Origin of the sequence: Legionella nagasakiensis (assembly GCF_900639915.1) — a bacterium.
Taxonomy (GTDB): domain Bacteria; phylum Pseudomonadota; class Gammaproteobacteria; order Legionellales; family Legionellaceae; genus Legionella_A; species Legionella_A nagasakiensis.
Genome location: NZ_CAAAID010000002.1, coordinates 170924 through 191118, shown reverse-complemented (window position 1 = coordinate 191118; position 20195 = coordinate 170924). Strand labels below are relative to the sequence as shown.

Below are 20195 nucleotides of genomic sequence, written 5' to 3'. Positions count from 1 at the left end.
AAAAAACTCATTATGGAGCTTATTATCAAACACTTTTTACCCAAGATGGGGCTCGTCTAAAATATAGCATTTTTATCGGAGATGAATCTATTAATCATAAAATTGCATAAATTTTCTATGCAACTCAAGGTTTCCATGGTCTTACCGGCACAACTACCTTTGCTGGAAGTGGCTGCCCCATAGGGTGCATCGGTGCGATCGGCTTGCCAAATTTATCCAGTTCCACACCATGGGCAAAACGCTGTCGTGGTCCTTCAATGGTTGTAATCGACAAATTGTTGGTTATTATCCTAGGAGTAATGAAAATGAGCAACTCCTCATTACTGGTTCTTGCCTGACTGCGACTGAATAAATTACCTACTAATGGCAACTCCCCTAAAAACGGCACACGTGTAATGGAATTATTTTTATCCTGTTTATAAATTCCTCCTAAAACAATTGTTTGACCGTTATTAACCAAGACATTCGTTTCAATGGATTTGGTTAAAATAATAGGCACACCCTGCACTCGTCTTCCAGAATCTGAATCCTGGTTAATTTGTAAATCCATTAACAACTTGCCATCCGGTGTTATTTGCGGTGTCACTTTCAGGCTTAATACCGCTTTTTTAAAAGCCACGGCAGTTGCTCCGCTTGATGTTGCCTCCTGATATGGAATGTCTTCCCCAGATTCAATCACCGCAGCCTGTTGATTCGTTGTCATCAAGCGTGGGCTAGCAATAATCTCGGCACGCCCTTCACTTTCTAAAGCAGATAACTCCAAATCAAGCAGCACCCCATTGCCTAATTTTGCCAGGGCAATGCCAATTGACGCTGGAGAAGCATCGACTGGAAACGCACCAAGATCAACATTTAGCCGATCAGGAATAGGCACTTCCGCCGCAGGCGTTCCTCCAGCCAAGGCATTTGCACCTTCCAGTGTCCCACTTAAATGAGTTGGTCTTGAAACACCAAAACGAACACCAATGTCTTCTGCACAATTCTTCGTCACATTGACGATGCGCGCTTCAATCAAGACTTGCTTAACTGGAATATCTAATTGTTTAACCAGTTCTCTAATTTCATCAATTTGCGCACCTGTATCCTGCAACCAAATGGTATTGGTTCTGGTGTCTACACTTAATGTACCACGATCAGATAATAATGAATTGTCTTTGTCTTTCAGCATGGTTGCAATATCGGCCGCTTTAGCATAATTAATTTGTAATAACTCCGAACGTATAGGTGCTAATTTTTTTGCGGCCTGCTGAGCTTGCAATTCCTCATTTTCCCGAGCAGCAAATGCCTCTGCCTTATCAATTAATATCACATTGCCCACCTGGCGTTTATCAAGCCCCTGAGTGGTCAAAATAATATCCAAAGCCTGATCCCAAGGCACGTCATTTAATCGTAATGTAATATTGCCATCCACCCGATTGCTAACAACAATATTTACTCCAGTAAATTCTGCCAGTAATTGCAACACTGCCCGCACTTGAATATCCTGAAAATTCAAAGAAATCCGTTTTCCAGTAAATACTTTTTTCTTTAATTTTGCTTCCTGTATTTCCTCTGCGGTCAGAGGAAATACATCAACGATAAACTGTTTATTGACCTGATAGGCAAAATGGCCGTAGTCCCCTTTGTTTAACAGGGTAATGATTGCATTTTTGCCATTTTGCTCGGCTGTAATGACCTGAGCTGGGCTATGAAAATCGATCACATCAAAACGTTTCTGTAAACGTTGTGGCAAACGTGTACTGTTAAACTCAACGATTACTTTTTTTCCCGATTGACTAACCTCAATTGGAATGCCGGCATCAGATACATTGACAATAAGCCGACCTCCCTGATTTTCACTACCACGAAAATCAATGTTGGTAATGCCATGACGTGCATTAACTCGCTGATTCGTTATAAACACTTCTTTATGTTTTGAGATAAGCTCATTCCCTTTCCCTCGTAATATGAGGGTATACACATTGTCGACCATATGGCCTGAATAAGACACGGAATCCGATAAATCCAGAATGGCTCTGACTCGATCGCCAACGGATACAATTCTATACTTCGTTAAAGAAGCAATCTCAACTTTTTTTGATGTCTGAGATGCATTGAGCTGATTCTTACTGTCAATAAAATCAAGCACCAAACGAGATGGTTTTTGCGTCATGAAACTGGCAGGCAACTGAGCAAGCGGCTGGGCGAACTGAAAATCAAGACGAACTCGATTATCCGGCATAGGAGTCACTTTTACCGCCGTTAAAGCATTATCTTTAGCATAGAGAGTGGCACAAGTTATTAGACACAATAAAAATACGCTGATAATTCTATGCAAGTCCGTCTCCTATTTGAAATGATACCAACATTAGGCTCTGTGCAGTCAAGGCTGATGAAGCGTTAATGTGATCCGTTTTTTCTCCCACTTTCCTGCCACTTTTATGGTTTCTTCCAATTCGATAGCAGTCTCGGAAATACGAACAATTTGTCCATAATTCTTACCCATATAATCACCTGGCCTGACTCGAGATATCAATCCGCCTGGTTGGCTTATTAACCCCCATACCGTCGTACCTTCTTTTAAAATACCAACAAATTTTAATGCGTCCAGTGGAAATGCCTCCAAAGGCTGTTTCGGTCGATCAATATTCGGTGCGAGCCTATCTTCCTGCTGCTCAGCGATAATAGGTTTAAATGGACTGCGCCGTTTTTCTTCCTCAGGGTATACGAACTTTGGCAATGATTCAAAGACAGGAATGGGTTCAATTGGCTTTGCAGGTCTTGTTTTGACTTCATGCATGTAACGGCGAAGCTCACTGTTTTCATCCATCCCACAAGCACTTAGCATGAATAAAGAGAATAATATCAACAAATGTCTATTTAAGAGCATCATAGTGTACGATACCGGTAAATTTTAGCCGTCATTTTCATAATCAACTGATCGCCGGCACTGCCTTTCTTTTGTTTATCGGTAGCAGCGCCTTCTATTACAAAATCATGCACCGTCACAATTCGACCCATGCCAGCAACCCGACTTAAAAATACCGCGAATTGATGATAATTCCCCATCACCGTGATTTTAATGGGCAATTCAATATAAAAATCATGCTGAACTTCTGGCATTGGTGCAAACAATTCAAACGTCAAACCACTTGCAATTCCAGTTTTTGAGATGTCTTCCAATAAACCAGGCATTTCATTTTGAGTTGGTAGTTGTCTAAGCATCTTGCCAAAACGTTCTTGCATGATTTGCATCTGATTACGATAAGCCTGCAAATTGGATGCTTGATGCTGTTTTAACTCAAACTCCGTTTTCAGAGAAGCTTCTTTAGCTTTCAAAGTATCATATTGTTCAAAATTACCTTTAACAATGAACCAATAGCCCATAAATATGACCAGAATTGATAAAAAAGCAATGACTCCAATTTTAATGCTTTTTGGCCACTGCCCTACATTTTCCAACGTCAGTTCATTTAAATTGAAATTATTCATGATTCTGACCATCAAATTTTGGACTAAGAATAAAACTTAGCTTAAATTCATTTTCGACACGCGAAGAAGATTCCTCCTGCGTTTTTTTGATTTCCGTAAGATAGGGTTCCTTAATCCAGTTATTGTTTTCAATATTACGCATCAGCTGAGAAATATTACTGTTTGACTCAGCATAACCCAAAATCGTTATCTTATCTTCTTTTCGTTCAACATACGTTAAAAAGACACCATCGGGCATTATTTTAATTAATTCATCAAAGAGACGTACAGTAAGACTGCGTGTCGCTTGTAAATTCTGAATGATGATCATTCTGGCAATCAATGCTTCACGTATTGCTTTAATTTCTTCAATTTCTTTTATCTGTTGCTTCAGTCTTGTAATTTCATTTTCCAACAATTGATTGCGAGAAGATTGATGCTCAATCAATTGTTTTGCATAAATATTAATCAAAAACACCACCGCTGCTGCGCTAATCAACGCCAAAAAAAGATAAATAGTAAATTGTTTTTTTTCGCGTTCTCGTTTTAATTCGCGCCATGGCAGTAAATTAATTTCTGTCATTCAATCTGTCCTCAGCATCCTTTACTTTAAGGTTCTATATACTCTCTTTTCACCGCGGAAAATAAAGGCGGTTTAATTAAGCACGTAATGCCAATCCACAGGCTATCAGTAATCTTGGAGAATCAGATATCACTCGCTCTTGATTAATGTTATTTGCAACGTCCATATGTTTTAAGGGATTAGCGATGCCGGTTGGAATATTGACATGTTCCTGCAGCAATTGTGCAATGCCTGGTTGTTTTGCAACACCACCTGCCAATAAAATATAATCAACATAAGTATGATCACTGGTAGAAAAAAAGAATTGTAAGCCACGCTTTGCCTGCAGCAAAATTAATTCTTGAAATGGCTGTAAAACCTCTCTTTCATAATCTTCAGGCAACGTTCCTTGTTCCATAGCAATCTCTGCTTCTTCGGCTTTCATTCCGTATCGTTGCATAATGGTTTCTATCAATTGCTGACCACCGAATTCCTCTTCGCGGGCAAAAATAATTTTAAGGCCATGTAACACAAAAAAATGGGTATAGGCAGCGCCAATATCAATGATTGCAATGATTTTATTCGTGCCTTCTGCTGGTAAATCCGATACAAGAAGCTGGGCTGCGCGTTCAACAACATAAGACTCAATGTCTACAATTTTAGCTTCAAGACCTGCGCGAGTTACTGCTTCCACACGATTGCTTACATTTTCCGCCCTAGATGCGACGATAAGTACATCCACCATCGCTGTATTTTTGCTGGAGGGTCCCAAGACATCAAAATCAAGATTGATTTCATCAATTGGATAAGGAATCAGTTTATCGGCTTCCATAACCACAACTTCTTCCATTTCTTCTTCTTTTAAGCCTTCATTAATTTGAATGACCTTACTGATGGTGGACGAATCAGGAACAGCAAGCGCTGCTTGCTTACAGGTTAAATGTTCGCTGGACAGTAACCGTCTAATGCAATCAGCCACAGCATCAACATCTTTGATCACGCTACCTTCCATTGCTGTTTCCGGCAACATCATACAGCCATATCCTTCAATGCAATATCGATCGCCCGAGACAGAAATTTCAAGAATTTTTACGGAAGTTGCGCTAATATCTATACCAAGTATTTTACGCTGCCTAGATTTAAACCATTTAAGCACGTGCATTTTCTCCCTGTATTGCCATTCATATCCTTAGGCATATCCCCAATCCATTCTACGACTGCAAATGTTGCAAATCTCTGACGGTAAGGACTGATGTCAAGATTTTTTATGACCCAAGCAAGCAACTTTCACATGGCTTATCTTATCTTAACTTATAATAAATTGAAATTTTTTAGTAAGTTCTCATAAACATACATGCTTAGGACTTCCAAAGGTTATAGCAAAAAAGATTAGTGGTTACATCAAGCTGTTATTTTTGACTCGATACTGCTCAAACTATCCTTGCAATTATCATATTACTTAAAATATAGTGAGAAAATACGAGCGTAACCTTCACTCGTACATTAAGGAACAAAAACAAGGAGCCATTATGTCCACGTTACCTGATCTACTAAAATCACTGGTTACTGCTATTGTCCGCTATCATGCTAGGAAAACTTCAGCGAGCGAAACACCGGAAGAAACAACCGTGCATGATCTATTGGCATGTGAGGATATAGACTCCCGCCTTAGTGTCCTGATTACTGAATCAACAGCGTCTGATGCCACCCGCCGACCGTTACTTAACTATTTATTGCATATCATTCAATCCATTAAACCGATTGTGGATGGGAAAATCTCGCTTGAGGGAGAACATGCCGATGCTTTAAGAACGCAATTAATTCAATTTTATAAGGATGTAGTGCTTTTACTTAATACACGCCAAAGTTCGCAAATCCCCATAAACTATGGTGCCACAACATCACAACATTATGGTCTTATCACAGGCATCTGGCCTGTTGCCAGCTGGAGCGTCTCAGGGGCTGTTATAAACGAGTTATTATTACCGATAGTAGACATTTCCTACACAGACAACCCAACCCTTGTCGACTTAAAAGTAACTGCTTTTGTTCAAGCCGCTAAAATTGCTGCATTAGAACAAATCATCCGTACCAAAGATATTGAACTGCAACAAAGTAGGAAAAAAAATGCCCAATTAGAACGTGAATTAGCTGAAAAACAACCCTCTGAATTACCCGCTATTTTGGAAACTGACCCATTAATGGACGGTGCTTCGCCTGTTAGAAAAGGCGGTGATGATTCCCCCACAATACCGGCTCCAACTAGCAGACTCACCATCGGACGCACGCCATTATTGATGCATCGCGGAACTTTCTTTGGGCCATGGGGTTTGGCTGCCGCACTTGCTTTCCCAGATCATAGGTTCCCCAGAGTGCCTAAAACAGAAACTGAAGGAGCAGAACCTCCCCAAGCTCAACATAAACCTGACTTATAAGAGTAATAAGGGATAAAAAAGTGATATAGTTGACGCAAGTGGACATTTTTTGAATAATCCTCTACGCATAGAAAAAATCTTAAACCACGCCATGACTACAGGATAGCCATGGCGTGGTTTTTCCTGGATAATGAATATTTTTAAAGTGACCTCAATCTAAATGAAAAAAACCGCGTATTTTTGGCGTAAAGGCCTTTGGGCATTGCTTAGCTTATCCTTTTTGCTTCTGGTATGTATAAGCTTGCTTTATCTTTATCTGGAAAGCCAACTGCCTAATGTGGATTCCTTAAAAACGGTTCAATTGCAAGTTCCCTTACGAATTTATACTCAGGATGGTTTATTAATCCAGGAATATGGTGAGAAAAGGCGAATTCCACTCAGTTACAATGAAATACCTAAAACCCTGGTTTATGCAGTACTTGCTACTGAAGATCAGCGTTTTTTTGACCATCCTGGTGTTGATGTTTTAGGACTAGGACGTGCAGCAATACGTATGATTCAGACAGGCACCAAATCGCAAGGTGGCAGCACCATTACAATGCAGGTTGCAAGGAATTTTTTCTTGAATCGCAAAAAGACTTTTTTACGAAAATTTAATGAAATTCTTCTCGCCATCAAAATCGATAAAGAATTAAGTAAGGAAAAAATTCTTGAACTCTATCTAAACAAAATTTATTTAGGTAATCGGGCTTATGGCGTAGGCGCTGCAGCCCAAGTGTATTATGGCAAACCTTTAAAAGATCTGAATCTTGCTCAATTGGCCATGATTGCCGGCTTACCTCAAGCACCATCAACACAAAATCCTATCGTCAATCCTCTAGCGGCCAAAAAACGTCGGGATCATGTTCTTGAACGATTACTTGAAGAAAAATACATTACCGAAGAACAGTATCATGACGCTATCAATCAACCAATTACTGCTAAATATCATGGTGCCACTCTTGAGGTAAATGCTCCTTACGTTGCTGAAATGATTCGACAGTCACTCTATGACCATTTTGGATCTGACGCCTATACAAAAGGATACAAAGTCTATACAACCATTAAAGGACCGCTGCAAATCGCTGCAAACCAAGTCATTGAGAAAAATTTGCTTGCTTATGATCGTCGGCATGGTTATCGGGGTCCCATTGCCAATGTTGGAGACATTGATCCATCTTCCGTCGATCAACTTCACGAGCTACTCACTCAATATCCTGTGATTAACGATTTAGAACCTGCTATTATTTTGACGGTCGGTGAACAAGAAGCCACTGCCATTTCCCGTCGTCGTCAGCCATTCACAATGTTCTGGGATGGCCTTTCCTGGGCAAGACCAGCCCTTAAAAAAGGATGGGTAGGAAAGGCACCAACACGAGCAAAACAAGTGGTTTCTGAAGGTGACATTGTGTATGTTCGCTATCACAATGAGCAGTGGCAACTATGTCAGATTCCACTCGTTGAAAGCGCTCTTGTTGCCATGAATCCCAAAAATGGGGCTATTGAAGCACTCGTAGGCGGATTCAATTTTGAAAGAAGCAAATTCAATCGCGCCACCCAATCAGGCAGGCAACCGGGTTCCAGCTTTAAACCTTTTATTTACGCTGCCGCTTTGAATAAAGGCTATACATTGGCAACCCTCGTGAATGATGCCCCTATTGTTATTGATGACCCTAGTCAGGCAAATCTATGGCGCCCTCATAATGATAATCGTAAGTTTAATGGCCCAACACGCTTAAAAGAAGGCTTAATTCGTTCTCGTAATATGGTATCTATCCGTATTCTGGATGATATTGGTATTGATTATGCTATTGATTTTATTACTCATTTTGGTTTTCATAAAGAAAACCTACCACATGCTCTATCCTTGGCATTAGGCAGTTTGTCTGTCAGCCCCATGGATCTGACCGCAGCGTATGCCATATTTGCTAATGGTGGATTCAAGGTCGAACCTTTTCTAATTGACCGCATTACCGATGATGAAGGTAAAATTCTATTACAGGCAAAGCCCTTAATTGCTTGCAACGAGCCATGCGCTGATAAAAACATCGATCCGGATATGATGGCACCACGTGTCGTACCGGAAGATATTGCCTTTCTAATGAGTACAGCGTTAAAAGGAGTCATCCAAGAAGGTACTGCACGAGCTGCAAAAGTATTGAATCGTCAGGATTTAGCTGGTAAGACTGGGACAACCAATGATCAAGTCGATGCCTGGTTTGCAGGTTACCATCCTGATCTTGTCGTAACAACCTGGGTCGGTTTTGACACCCCACGCTCTCTCCATGAATACGCAGCTGGCTTAGCCTTGCCTTTATGGATTGATTTTATGAAAGTCGCATTACAAGACAAACCCGAACAAGAACTCAAACAGCCGGAAAACATTGTTGCTGTGCGTATTAATCCCTCGACAGGTCTTGTTGCGCAAGCAAATCAAGACCATGGCATTATTGAATATTTTCGTAAAGAAGAAGTCCCTGGCACGGATGATAGCTCAACTGAGACAGCAAATACGCAAGGAGAGGGAAGCCAGGAACATTTGTTTTAAATAATACCTGGATAACACCAATTCCTGGATATCGCTCGACACTGTAGCCTGGTTAACACCCATCTGTTAACCAGGCTTGAATGGGTGCTTTAAGTGCCTTTGCACTATCCGGGCTACAATGTAGCTCTTATCTAACTGGCGAGCGCATCCGTTGCGGTAATGTAGTCATAGCCCAATTCACGCGCTACTGCCTCATGGGTAATCATGCCTTTATGAACATTTAAGCCATTCAGTAAATGGCCATCGCTCAATAAAGCCAACTTTACTCCTTTACTCACCAAACTCAAAACAAAGGGCAACGTGGCATTATTTAAAGCAAACGTCGAAGTTCTGGGTACAGCACCTGGCATATTGGCTACACAGTAATGCACAACATCTTCTTCTACATAAGTTGGTTCATGATGTGTAGTAGGTCGACTGGTTTCAAAACATCCGCCTTGATCAATGGCTACATCCACAACCACAGAACCAGGCCGCATGGCTTGCAACATCATACGAGTCACGAGTTTAGGAGCAGCGGCTCCCGGCACCAAGACGGCTCCAATCACCAAATCGGCAGAAGTGACATACTGCTCAAGTGCTTCAGCGGTTGCATAAATCGTATTTAATTTAGAACCAAATTGAAAATCAAGCTCGCGCAAGCGCTGTAATGATTTATCAATGACCGTTACATGTGCTTCCATACCCATGGCCATACGCACTGCATTTGTTCCAACCACGCCACCACCAATCACGACAACATCGGCAGGTGACACACCTGGCACGCCACCTAATAATACCCCACTACCCCCTTGAGCCATCTCTAGGCAATGGGCTCCGGCTTGAATGGACATACGTCCTGCTACTTGCGACATAGGGGTCAACAAAGGTAAACCACCATCATTTTGAGTCACCGTTTCATAGGCAATGGCAGTTACTCCCGATTCTTTAAGCAAGCGAGCCTGTTGAGGATCCGGCGCCAAATGCAAATAAGTAAATAACGTCTGGCCTTCATGTAAACGTCGACACTCCACCGGCTGTGGCTCTTTTACTTTGACAATTAAATCTGCTCTGGAAAATAATTCATCTGCGGTGTCGACAATTTCAGCGCCCGCCATCTGGTATTGTTCATCTGTAATACCGATGCCTATTCCAGCATTTTTTTCTACTAAAACCTGGCCGCCAACTCGGACAACCTCGCGAACGCTCGCAGGAACAAGTCCAACCCGGTTCTCTTGTGGTTTAATTTCTTTTGGCACGCCAACTAACATTACATACTCCTATTTTTTAAAAAATACATTAATGATTACAAGAGAGGAATTTACACAACATAGGTGATCCCTCCCATTTCCTTTAATAAAGGAAGAATTTACACGACGCTTTTTATAGAGACACAAATAAATAAGTCAAGCCATCTCACTTTAATTGAGCGATCAGCTGAGGCACGACTTCAAATAGATCGCCCACCAAGCCATAATCAGCGACTTGAAAAATAGGGGCATCTTCATCTTTATTAATAGCAACAATGACCTTGGAGTCTTTCATGCCAGCCAAGTGCTGTACGGCACCAGAAATTCCCACCGCAATATAAAGCATTGGTGCCACCACTTTTCCTGTTTGGCCAACTTGATAATCATTAGGCACAAAACCGGCATCTACCGCAGCTCTTGATGCGCCAACCGCCGCCCCTAGAACATCGGCTAATTCCTCAATTAGTTTGAACTTTTCTGCACTTTGCAAACCACGCCCACCAGAAACGATGACCTTAGCACCGCTTAATTCTGGCCTAGAAGATTGACTTAACTCATGACTAATAAACACAGAATTCATTGGTTGATATACTTTTTCAATCGTTTCAACACAACAAGCGGTCTGCTCATCAATCACTGCATCAAACGCCGTTGTTCGAATGGTTAAAACTTTTTTCTCATCTAATAGTTTCACGGTCTCTATAGTATTTCCCGCGTAAATCGGATGTTCAAATGTATCAGGACTTACAATACGAGTAACATCGGACACCTGAGCAACATCCAACAAGGCTGCAACACGAGGCAATATATTTTTACCATACGTTGAGGATGCAGATAAAATATAAGTGAATGAAGAAGCCAGTTCTGCCACCAATGTTCCGACGTTCTCAGCCAAGGGATGCTCATAACATGCATGATCGACCTGCCAAACTCCACTCACGCCGTTCAGTATTGCGGCTTGTTCCACCACGGATTGACAATGATAGCCAACCACCAGCAACACTGGTTTTTCAGTTAATTGCAACGCCGCTGCCAATACATGGCGGGTGGAAGGATGAATTAGTTGATTATCGTGTTCAACAAGAATTAAAGCACTCACCGTCTTATCCTCCCTTAAAGCACTTTGGCTTCATGTTGTAGTTTATCAATCAATTCCTCTACAGAACTTACTTTGATTCCACTTCTTCTTGCCGGTGGAGGGGTGACACTTAACACTTGAGTATGAATCTTTAAACTTAGATTCAATGCATCAAGGTCAATCATTTCCAGCGGCTTTTGCTTAGCCTTCATAATATTGGGTAAACTAGCATAACGCGGCTCATTCAAGCGAAGATCCGTGCTGACAACTGCTGGCAGTTGCAACTGAAGCGTCTCCAATCCACCATCAATTTCTCTAGTCACTTGCAACTGGTTTGACTTGCACGATAGTTCTGAGGCATAAGTTGCCTGTGGCCAGCCAAGTAAAGCGGCAAGCATTTGCGGTGTTTGATTATTATCACCATCAATGGATTGCTTACCCATCATAACCAATTCAGGTTGGGTATCCAGGACAATTTTTTGCAGAATTTTGGCAATATTTAAACTAACAAAGGATGCATCCGTCCGCACAAGGATGGCACGGTCAGCACCGAGCGCTAAACCATGGCGTAAAGTCTCCTGACTGGCATCGTTCCCAACCGTTACCAGAATGACTTCTGACGCTAGATTTTTTTCTCGTAGCCGCAGTGCTTCTTCCACAGCAATCTCGTCAAAGGGATTCATTGACATTTTGATGTTTTGGTTTTCAACCCCACTGTGATCCGATTTAACCCGTATCTTGACGTACGGATCAATCACACGCTTCACTGCAACTAGAATTTTCATAACGCCTCGCTGGACTATTCAAGTTAGATTGGATTTTGCCAGAGATGTTCATAAAATGGAATTATTCGCTGGCTCAACCTGTTAACCTAAGGTCAAAGAGCACTTCCAACTACTTTTTCATACTGAATTTGCTGTAAATAATTGCTAAATGCTTCACCTACCTCAGCATGGTACCTGCCAAACGCAACGGTCGCCTGTAAATAACCTAATTTTGAACCACAATCGTAACGTTTGCCATGAAATTGATACGCGTGCACTTTCTCCTGAGTAAGTAGTCTCTGTATACCATCGGTTAACTGAATTTCACCACGATGATCGACGTTTGTCTGTTTAAGGCATGAGAATATCGCTGAGGTAAAAATATAACGACCCACTGAAGCAAGATTGGATGGCGCGTGCTCTCTTGCAGGTTTTTCAACCATGGCTTGGATAACTGAGTAATTTTGCGAAGCATCGGCAACACGAACTACGCCATATTGATGAATATCCTGCCATGGCACTGGTTGAACAGCAAGAACCGAGTCACCATCTTGCCTGAAATTTTCAGCCATGGCGACCAGGCAAGGTGCTTGCGAATCATCAATCAAATCATCTGCAAGTAAAACGGCAAAAGGTTCACTGCCAACCACATGTTCTGCACAAAGCACCGCATGACCAAGACCTAGAGGCTGATGTTGTCTGACATAAGTAAATTGTATGCCCGGCGGGGAAATACTTTTTACCAACGCAAGTAATTCATCTTTACCCTGTTCCTGTAAGCGCATTTCCAACTCAAAATGATTGTCAAAGTGATCCTCAATCGCACGTTTGCTAGAGCTGGTGATAAAAATCATGTGCGATATTCCGGCTCGTACTGCCTCTTCAACCGCGTACTGAATAAGCGGTTTATCAACGATAGGCAACATTTCTTTTGGATTGGCCTTTGTTGCGGGCAAAAATCGTGAACCTAAGCCTGCAACAGGAAAAACGGCTTTTTTAACCTGCATCGTGAATACCCTTCCATTTTTTACCTGATTTAATAGATGGCCTGCCAACTGAATAATAATAAGCTATTTTTGCTGTTTCTACTTGTGACAACGCAAAACAATTGCGGCCATCAATAAGAGGGGCCTCTTTAAGAACCGCGGCAAGCCTTGCCAAGGGATAGGTTTTGAATACTTGCCACTCAGTGGCAATAATCAATGCATCCACACCGTTCAGCAGCGTTTCTTCAATTGAATCACACCAGGTTATGGCTGGATTATCTGAAAACAACGCCCATACCGATGGAATTGCCACCGGATCATACACTCTCAATCGTGCCCCTGCCTGCAATAAGTGCTTAATGATAACCAAACTGCTGGCTTCGCGTATATCGTCCGTTCCAGGCTTAAACGACAATCCCCAAATGCTGATCACGCGGTTTTGCAATGCATGTCGAAAATGATGATTTAGCTGTTCAATGACCCAATTTTTTTGTTGGTAATTGATGTCTTCTATTGCGGCAAGCAACGGGACATCTACTCCAAGAGACTCCGCTGTTTGCATTAACGCACGCCCATCCTTAGGAAAGCAAGATCCTCCATACCCAATACCTGCTTGTAGAAAATGAGGACCTATACGATGATCCAACCCCATGCCTTCACGGACTTCATCAATGTCTGCACCGACCTTTTCAGCAATACGACTTATTTGATTAATAAAACTGATTTTACAAGCCAGCATTGTATTGGCAGCGTATTTCGTTAGTTCCGCAGAATGGCGGGACATGCAAACCAGAGGAATACCCTGTTCAATTAATGGTTGATAAATGGCTTGTACAGGCAGCAACGCCGCAGCATCACCGCCAATTATAATGCGATCAGCGTGCAAAAAATCATGCACGGCTGTTCCTTCCCGTAAAAATTCTGGATTGGATATGACCTCACTGCGATAAGGCTTTTGAAACGTTAACAATTCTCGTTGCAGCCGGGACTCAATTTCATCTCCCGTGCCTACTGGAACGGTGGATTTTGTGACAACAACAAGGTCTTTGTTTGTTTCACGTGCCAGTAAACTGACAACATCAAACACTTGCGACAAATCAGCCCTCCCATCCGGCAAACCAGGGGTTCCCGTTGCAATCACATGGATACTGCCTTGCTGGGCAGCGTAAGCCAAATCCCAGGTAAAATGCAAACGGCCTGCCTGCATCTCTGCCACCAATAACGCTGGAAGCTGAGCCTCATAGATAGGACATTTGCCTGCTTTAAGTTCCTCAATTCGTTGTTTACTAATGTCGGCACAAATCACTTCGTGCCCAAGTTTAGCAAAGCAAGCAGCCGACACTAAGCCCACATAACCAGCACCATACACCGATATAATCATATTTTTCTCAGAGCACAAATGCATGCATTATCGATAAAATTAGGATAAATGACAAATTTACTCCTGTACCAGGGATAAGCAAGAAAAAGGACAGAACAGATCAGTCGGACAGCAAACCCTATTTGACAAAAAATAATGAACAATAGAGCTACTTTGGAGTGTGGGAGGTATGCTAAGATAACAATATATATGTACAACAAATTCAATCGTTGAGTTTAGTGTTATGAACATCAGCCTGTTTGATTTATTCTCTATTGGCATTGGTCCTTCTAGCTCTCACACAGTAGGTCCGATGCTGGCCGCCAATGAATTTCTAAAGCAACTGGAAACGACTCGGTTATTTGAGAAAACAGAACGCATTAAAATTGAACTCTATGGCTCTCTAGCCCTAACTGGCAAAGGTCATGGCACGGATAAAGCGATTTTAAATGGCTTAGAAGGCAAATCGCCAGATACCGTCATTCCTGATACCATGGTACCTCGCATGCAGGAAATCCTAAAATCCAATCGCCTTTGCTTGGCCGGCAAAAAATCGCTTCCTTTTCATGAAACCGATGATTTTATTTTTTATCAAAAAGAACTCTTGCCCAGGCACAGTAATGGCATGCGATTTAGTGCATACGATAAAAATGGCCAGTTATTACTGGAGCAAATTTATTATTCTATTGGCGGCGGTTTTATTGCAACAGAAGAATCATTTGCACAAGCCGTCCATAAAGAACACCCATTACCTTATTCGTTTGACACAGCCAAGCAATTACTAGAACACTGCAAAAAAAATCAACTGACTATTGCTGAATTAATGATGGCTAACGAGCGAACCTGGCGTGATGATCAGTCGATTCATGCCGGTATTCTTGATATTGCTAAGGTGATGAATGAATGCATTGAAAATGGCTGCCATCATAATGGAATGTTACCAGGTGGATTGCATTTGAAACGAAGGGCACCGGACTTATATAAAAAACTGCATGCTGAAAAAGGCGTCCGTAGTATTTACGAACAATCTGATATTATGAATCGCCTAAACCTCTATGCCATGGCGGTCAATGAAGAAAATGCTGCCGGCGGACGAATTGTTACCGCACCAACAAATGGCGCTGCCGGAATTATCCCTGCTGTCTTAAAATATTGCCAGGAAGCACACAGCAAATTATCCAAGGAGGATATTTTTACTTATTTTCTTACTGCTGCTGCAATCGGCATCTTATATAAAAAAGGGGCTTCTATTTCGGGCGCTGAAGTTGGCTGTCAAGGAGAAGTTGGTGTTGCTTCCTCCATGGCAGCTGCAGGGCTTACGGCTGTGTTAGGCGGCAGCATTGAGCAAATTGAGAATGCGGCCGAAATTGCCATGGAACATCACTTAGGTATGACTTGCGATCCGGTCTTAGGACTTGTGCAAATTCCTTGTATTGAACGAAATGCCATGGGTGCTGTAAAAGCAGTTAACGCCTCTCGTATGGCATTAATCGGTGATGGCCAACATCAAATCTCATTGGATAAAGTCATCAAAACCATGAAACAAACTGGCATGGACATGCAAAGTATCTATAAAGAAACATCGATGGGTGGATTGGCAGTCAATTTACCCGAGTGCTGATTTGAAAACGTATTTATCCGCCCTGATTGCTCTGTTGTTTTTTCCCGCAATGGGTTTTGCCGCTGATTCCAGCCCATATCTTGTGATTGATCAAGATATCTCAGCACCTATGCCGAAACGGTTTCGTATTATAAATACAGAAGGCATACAGGTCATTGGCAGTGGTCAGTTTACTCGCTCGCAATTAATTAACATTAAAAAGCAGATCAATGCCCCCATCATTATTGTCGATTTGCGTCAAGAATCGCATGGCTTTGTGGATGACCTGCCTATAAGCTGGTATGGAGTGAAAAATTGGGGTAATAAAGGCAAATCCGCGCTCTTGATTCAATCGCAGCAATCTCGTCTTCTGACGACTCTTGCCAAGCAAACCAACGTCACACTGCATAAGATCTTACGTAAAAATTTAGAGGACGTTATAGAAAAAACTCAGACCATTTTATATACACCTGAAACAATCTATGACGAACAGCAATTAGCCAAGGAATTAAATCTAGGGTATAAACGCTTTTACATTCCAGATCATGCCTCACCAAGCACTGCTCAAATAAAAGCATTCAGACAATTCGTGCAAACGATTCCTGCGAATACCTGGGTTTATTTCCATTGTCGTGGTGGCTCAGGACGTACAAGCACCTTTATAGTTTTATATGATATTTTTAAAAATGGCAAACACACTTCACTGCCGCAAATTTTACATAACCACGCACAAGCAGGCGGCAAAGATTTGGCAAAGCTACCTACAAAAGACAGTTACAAATACCCTTTCGCTCTGCAACGGTTGAATATGATTAAACAACAACATCAGTTAGCTCAATTTGCAGCCAAACAGTCTCGTGACAACGCGCTCTAAGAACCTGTTAACACCCTCTGATTTATCTCATCTTTCGACCGGGGTGTGATTCTTTGATTAAGAATAATGCAAGAATTAGACTGGCAAGGTAACAGCATGGCATAACCATTAACGCTTTTTGGTAACTGCCAATCGTATAGACTGATATATCATGGACTACTCGCAAGCTCTCGCTACGATGTAAAATAACACCTACCAATGGTTGAAAAATAGCTCCCCCCAGTAATACAGACAAGTTATTAAAACCACAGGCTGTTCCAACCAAATGGGCTGGATTATTATCTTTCACCACGGCAAAACTAACCGTCTGTCCTCCAGCCCCTAAACCAAGCATAAACAATACTGCATAAACCCAGCTAACCGACACATAAGGAACATACAATATAATTAATGTGGCCGATAAGCCAAAAATTGCACTGATGCTTAGAGCTAAACGCCTGCTGTTAAAACGATCACTGATCCAACCTAATAACGGACTGCCTATCCCTATACCTAACCAAATCATACTGCACATGCCAGAAGCAACCACCACACTGACTTGATATTTTTCCTGCAAGTAAGGCACGCCCCAAAGGGCAGCAAACACAGCAATCGGTGTCCAAATAGAGAAAGCATACGCTCCAGTCAACCAGGTATAAGAGCATCGACACACTTCTCTTAGACGCTTCCATTCATCGCGGAAACGCTGCGTAGGTAATGATTGTGTTGGTTGGTGAGGATAATCACGAATAAACAACCAAAGCAATAAAGCTAGAACAAAACCGACAATGGCAAGAATAAAGCTTGCCTGCCGCCAGCCAACTTGTTCTATCAACGAGGCCAATGGCACTTCGCCAAACATAGCCCCCACCGAGCTCATTAACTGAGCGATCCCTGCTAAAATGGCAAAATATTGCGGAGGAAACCACCGTGATAATAAAACCAGTACTCCAATAAAGGAAAAGGCCGATCCAATGCCAATGAGAAAACGCCCTATGGAAGCTGTAAAAACACTGTCGGTAGAAGCAAAGAAAAAAGATCCAAACGCACACAACATCAATGCAAACGTCATTAATTTTCTTGGTCCATAACGGTCAAATAACACACCAGCAGGCAGCTGCATTGGCGCGTAAGCATAAAAATAAAAAGCCGAGATCACACCAAATCCTTCAGCAGTGACATGAAACGTTTTCATCATGGAATTGGCCATGACACTGGGTGCTACTTGCAGAATAAACTCATACAGATAAAACGATGCCGCCAAGAAAAATATAGCATACGCTTTCAACAGGCTATGTTGTGAGGATGGCAGATGATAGGTGCTCAAGTTAATATCATAATTTATGAAAAAAAGTCATTAAACCCAATGGGAGGGGTATTTGTCAATGGCCGATATGAACATTGCAAGCCGCCATCATCATCCTTTAGCCTGAGAAGAGTAATACACTGCACCTAATATAACTGGTTTATTTGCACCGGTTATGCCGCTTAAATCCAAAGAGATCTGACTTAATGTTTTTTCTGCCAACCAAGCAAACATCATGGCTTCAATAAAATCGGGATCGATACCCACCGATTGTGTGCTATCAACAATCAAGTCTGGCAATAATCGGGCTAATTCCAAACATAAAGCAGTATTATGAGCACCACCCCCACAAATCATAAGTCGTTTAGGTTGCTTATCAGCAGCCTTTACCGCTTGACTGATCGTTGTTGCAGTTAGCATCAGTAAGGTCGCTTGTACATCCTGTTTTGTGTAATCGGACCCAAGATAGTTCAATAACCATGAATCCGAAAAATATTCTTTGCCAATACTTTTTGGTGGCAAACGTTTAAAATAGGGATCGGCTAATAATGCCGTCAATAAAGGCTTCACAACTTGCCCCGTTGCTCCCCAACGCCCTGCCTCATCGTAGGAATATCCAAGATGCCTCTGCACCCACATATCCATCAAACAATTACCTGGACCAGTATCATAGCCGCAGCTTCCTCCCGCGTTAAGAAAGGTAACGTTGGCAATGCCGCCAATATTCACGATTACACAGGGGTAATCCATCTGCCCAAATAAAACTTGATGATAAATCGGAGCAAATGGTGCACCCCGTCCCCCTACTACCAAATCACGTGTTCTAAAATCGGCAACCACCGTTATGCCAGTTAACTCAGCAATCGTATGCGCGCAACCTAATTGCAACGTATAAGGAATGTTGGCGGTAGCATCATGCGCAATCGTTTGACCATGGCTGCCTATAGCAATCACTTGTTGCGGGGTAATCATTGCTGTTTCCAACAATTGCTGTACAGCAAACGCAAACTCTTTACCAATCAAATGGTTTAACTGGCATAGGGCCGCCATGCCAGTTATTTCTCCTGATAAAACAGCCCGTAAGAATGTTCGAGTTTCCTCACTATAGGAACACGTTATACCAGTAACAAGGGTATTGGTCGTTAGATCAACCAAGGCAGCATCAATCCCATCCATGCTTGTACCCGACATTAATCCAATATATAACTTCATCATTGCTCTAGTGTCATCGGGATAGGGAGCTTGAAACATCGATAAAAATTCTCTGTTGTTTGTTGTGCGATGGTTTCATAATTAGTCTGACGCAGTTCGCTCAAGGCTTGTGCCACATACTTGACCAATGCTGGATGATTTTGCTTTCCGCGAAAAGGGACAGGTGCAAGGTAGGGAGAATCGGTTTCAATTAATAAGCGGTCAGAGGGCACTTTTTTAGCAACTTCATGCAATTGTGTTGCATTCTTAAAGGTAACAATGCCTGAAAATGAAATATAAAATCCAAGATCCAGAGCACGACAGGCGACATCCCATGTTTCAGTAAAACAATGCATAACACCGCCAATCTCTGCGGCATGTTCTTCAGCTAACAGATATAAGGTATCGTCAGAAGCCTCACGCGTATGAATGATCAAAGGTTTTTTAGAGAGCAGTGCTGCTTGTATATGCTCGCGAAATCTCAGACGCTGCATCCGTTTGATTGTTTCATCAACTGTCCGGTAATAATCAAGACCAGTTTCACCAATCGCAATGCACGCTGGATGATTTGCCATGGCAACTAATTGATTTGCTTTCGGTTCATCAGATACTTGGGCGTTAGGATGGATACCCACTGAAATTTTAATCGTTGGATATCGGTCAGCTAACTTGTAGAGCAATGGCAAATCGTCACTCTCCACACAAACACAGAGCAGACTCTGTACCCCATTGTTTTGAGCTTGCCTAATGATTTCGTCCATACCATCTGCAAAATCACTTAAATCAATACTTTGAAGATGACAATGGGAATCAATTAATGGTTTTGGTGTTGAAACATTCATAACGTTTTTAAA

The 20195-nt window shown here is 42.0% G+C and carries 17 protein-coding genes; 4 read left to right on the top strand and 13 right to left on the bottom strand.

All coding sequences use genetic code 11. The annotated features are described in order from the left end of the window. Positions 1-124: 124 nt before the first annotated feature. The 5 genes from E1O52_RS02430 to pilM form a co-directional block, all read right to left on the bottom strand. A complete protein-coding gene (locus tag E1O52_RS02430; RefSeq protein WP_133127115.1) occupies positions 125-2317 on the bottom strand; it encodes a type IV pilus secretin PilQ in 2193 nt (730 codons plus the stop codon). A 45-nt stretch (positions 2318-2362) separates the two neighbouring features. Then, positions 2363-2872 carry a pilus assembly protein PilP gene (locus tag E1O52_RS02425; protein ID WP_133127114.1) on the bottom strand — a complete coding sequence of 170 codons (510 nt, stop codon included), beginning with the start codon at positions 2870-2872 and terminating at the stop codon, positions 2363-2365. Continuing rightward, complete coding sequence (locus tag E1O52_RS02420) at positions 2869-3471, bottom strand: type IV pilus inner membrane component PilO (RefSeq protein ID WP_133127113.1); 603 nt, start codon at positions 3469-3471, stop codon at positions 2869-2871. The genes E1O52_RS02425 and E1O52_RS02420 overlap by 4 nt, the downstream gene beginning before the upstream one ends. Continuing rightward, positions 3464-4033: a PilN domain-containing protein gene (locus tag E1O52_RS02415; protein ID WP_133127112.1), complete on the bottom strand. Its 570-nt coding sequence runs from the start codon at positions 4031-4033 to the stop codon at positions 3464-3466. Before E1O52_RS02415 ends, E1O52_RS02420 begins: the two co-directional genes overlap by 8 nt. A 76-nt stretch (positions 4034-4109) precedes the next feature. After that, positions 4110-5168 (bottom strand): type IV pilus assembly protein PilM, encoded by a 1059-nt coding sequence (gene pilM / locus E1O52_RS02410; protein WP_133127111.1) that lies wholly within the window; start codon positions 5166-5168, stop codon positions 4110-4112. A 373-nt stretch (positions 5169-5541) separates the two neighbouring features. Here pilM and E1O52_RS02405 point away from each other — a divergent pair, with 373 nt between their 5' ends. Beyond that, positions 5542-6447, top strand: coding sequence for a hypothetical protein (locus tag E1O52_RS02405; protein ID WP_133127110.1), 906 nt, complete (start codon positions 5542-5544; stop codon positions 6445-6447). 160 nt (positions 6448-6607) lie between these two features. After that, positions 6608-8974 (top strand): penicillin-binding protein 1A, encoded by a 2367-nt coding sequence (locus E1O52_RS02400; RefSeq protein ID WP_133127109.1) that lies wholly within the window; start codon positions 6608-6610, stop codon positions 8972-8974. 131 nt (positions 8975-9105) lie between these two features. Here E1O52_RS02400 and ald read toward each other — a convergent pair whose 3' ends face one another. From ald to E1O52_RS02375, 5 genes are all read right to left on the bottom strand, one after another. Beyond that, positions 9106-10224 carry an alanine dehydrogenase gene (gene ald / locus E1O52_RS02395; protein WP_133127108.1) on the bottom strand — a complete coding sequence of 373 codons (1119 nt, stop codon included), beginning with the start codon at positions 10222-10224 and terminating at the stop codon, positions 9106-9108. A gap of 145 nt (positions 10225-10369) precedes the next feature. Continuing rightward, positions 10370-11302: an electron transfer flavoprotein subunit alpha/FixB family protein gene (locus E1O52_RS02390; protein ID WP_133127107.1), complete on the bottom strand. Its 933-nt coding sequence runs from the start codon at positions 11300-11302 to the stop codon at positions 10370-10372. Positions 11303-11316: 14 nt separating this feature from the next. Then, positions 11317-12066 carry an electron transfer flavoprotein subunit beta/FixA family protein gene (locus E1O52_RS02385; protein WP_133127106.1) on the bottom strand — a complete coding sequence of 250 codons (750 nt, stop codon included), beginning with the start codon at positions 12064-12066 and terminating at the stop codon, positions 11317-11319. Between the two features lie 92 nt (positions 12067-12158). After that, positions 12159-13052 (bottom strand): UTP--glucose-1-phosphate uridylyltransferase GalU, encoded by an 894-nt coding sequence (gene galU / locus E1O52_RS02380; protein ID WP_133127105.1) that lies wholly within the window; start codon positions 13050-13052, stop codon positions 12159-12161. Continuing rightward, positions 13042-14412, bottom strand: coding sequence for a UDP-glucose dehydrogenase family protein (locus E1O52_RS02375; RefSeq protein ID WP_165474685.1), 1371 nt, complete (start codon positions 14410-14412; stop codon positions 13042-13044). The genes galU and E1O52_RS02375 overlap by 11 nt, the downstream gene beginning before the upstream one ends. Before the next feature lie 223 nt (positions 14413-14635). Between E1O52_RS02375 and E1O52_RS02370 the strand changes: the two genes are divergently transcribed. Together E1O52_RS02370 and E1O52_RS02365 are read left to right on the top strand one after the other, a co-directional pair. After that, positions 14636-16012, top strand: coding sequence for an L-serine ammonia-lyase (locus tag E1O52_RS02370; protein WP_133127103.1), 1377 nt, complete (start codon positions 14636-14638; stop codon positions 16010-16012). After that, positions 15981-16865 carry a phosphatase domain-containing putative toxin gene (locus E1O52_RS02365; protein ID WP_133127102.1) on the top strand — a complete coding sequence of 295 codons (885 nt, stop codon included), beginning with the start codon at positions 15981-15983 and terminating at the stop codon, positions 16863-16865. The genes E1O52_RS02370 and E1O52_RS02365 overlap by 32 nt, the downstream gene beginning before the upstream one ends. A 22-nt stretch (positions 16866-16887) precedes the next feature. Here the strand turns inward: E1O52_RS02365 and E1O52_RS02360 are convergent, their stop codons facing one another. The 3 genes from E1O52_RS02360 to E1O52_RS02350 all read right to left on the bottom strand — a co-directional run bounded on the left by E1O52_RS02360 (position 16888) and on the right by E1O52_RS02350 (position 20183). Continuing rightward, the gene (locus E1O52_RS02360; RefSeq protein WP_133127101.1) at positions 16888-18171 is read right to left on the bottom strand and encodes an MFS transporter; all 1284 of its coding nucleotides are present in this window, start codon (positions 18169-18171) and stop codon (positions 16888-16890) included. A gap of 90 nt (positions 18172-18261) precedes the next feature. After that, entirely contained in the window at positions 18262-19362 is a 1101-nt protein-coding gene (locus E1O52_RS02355) for an anhydro-N-acetylmuramic acid kinase (RefSeq protein WP_133127211.1), read from the bottom strand. Continuing rightward, a complete protein-coding gene (locus tag E1O52_RS02350) occupies positions 19362-20183 on the bottom strand; it encodes a TatD family hydrolase (RefSeq protein WP_133127100.1) in 822 nt (273 codons plus the stop codon). The genes E1O52_RS02355 and E1O52_RS02350 overlap by 1 nt, the downstream gene beginning before the upstream one ends. Positions 20184-20195 lie beyond the last annotated feature (12 nt).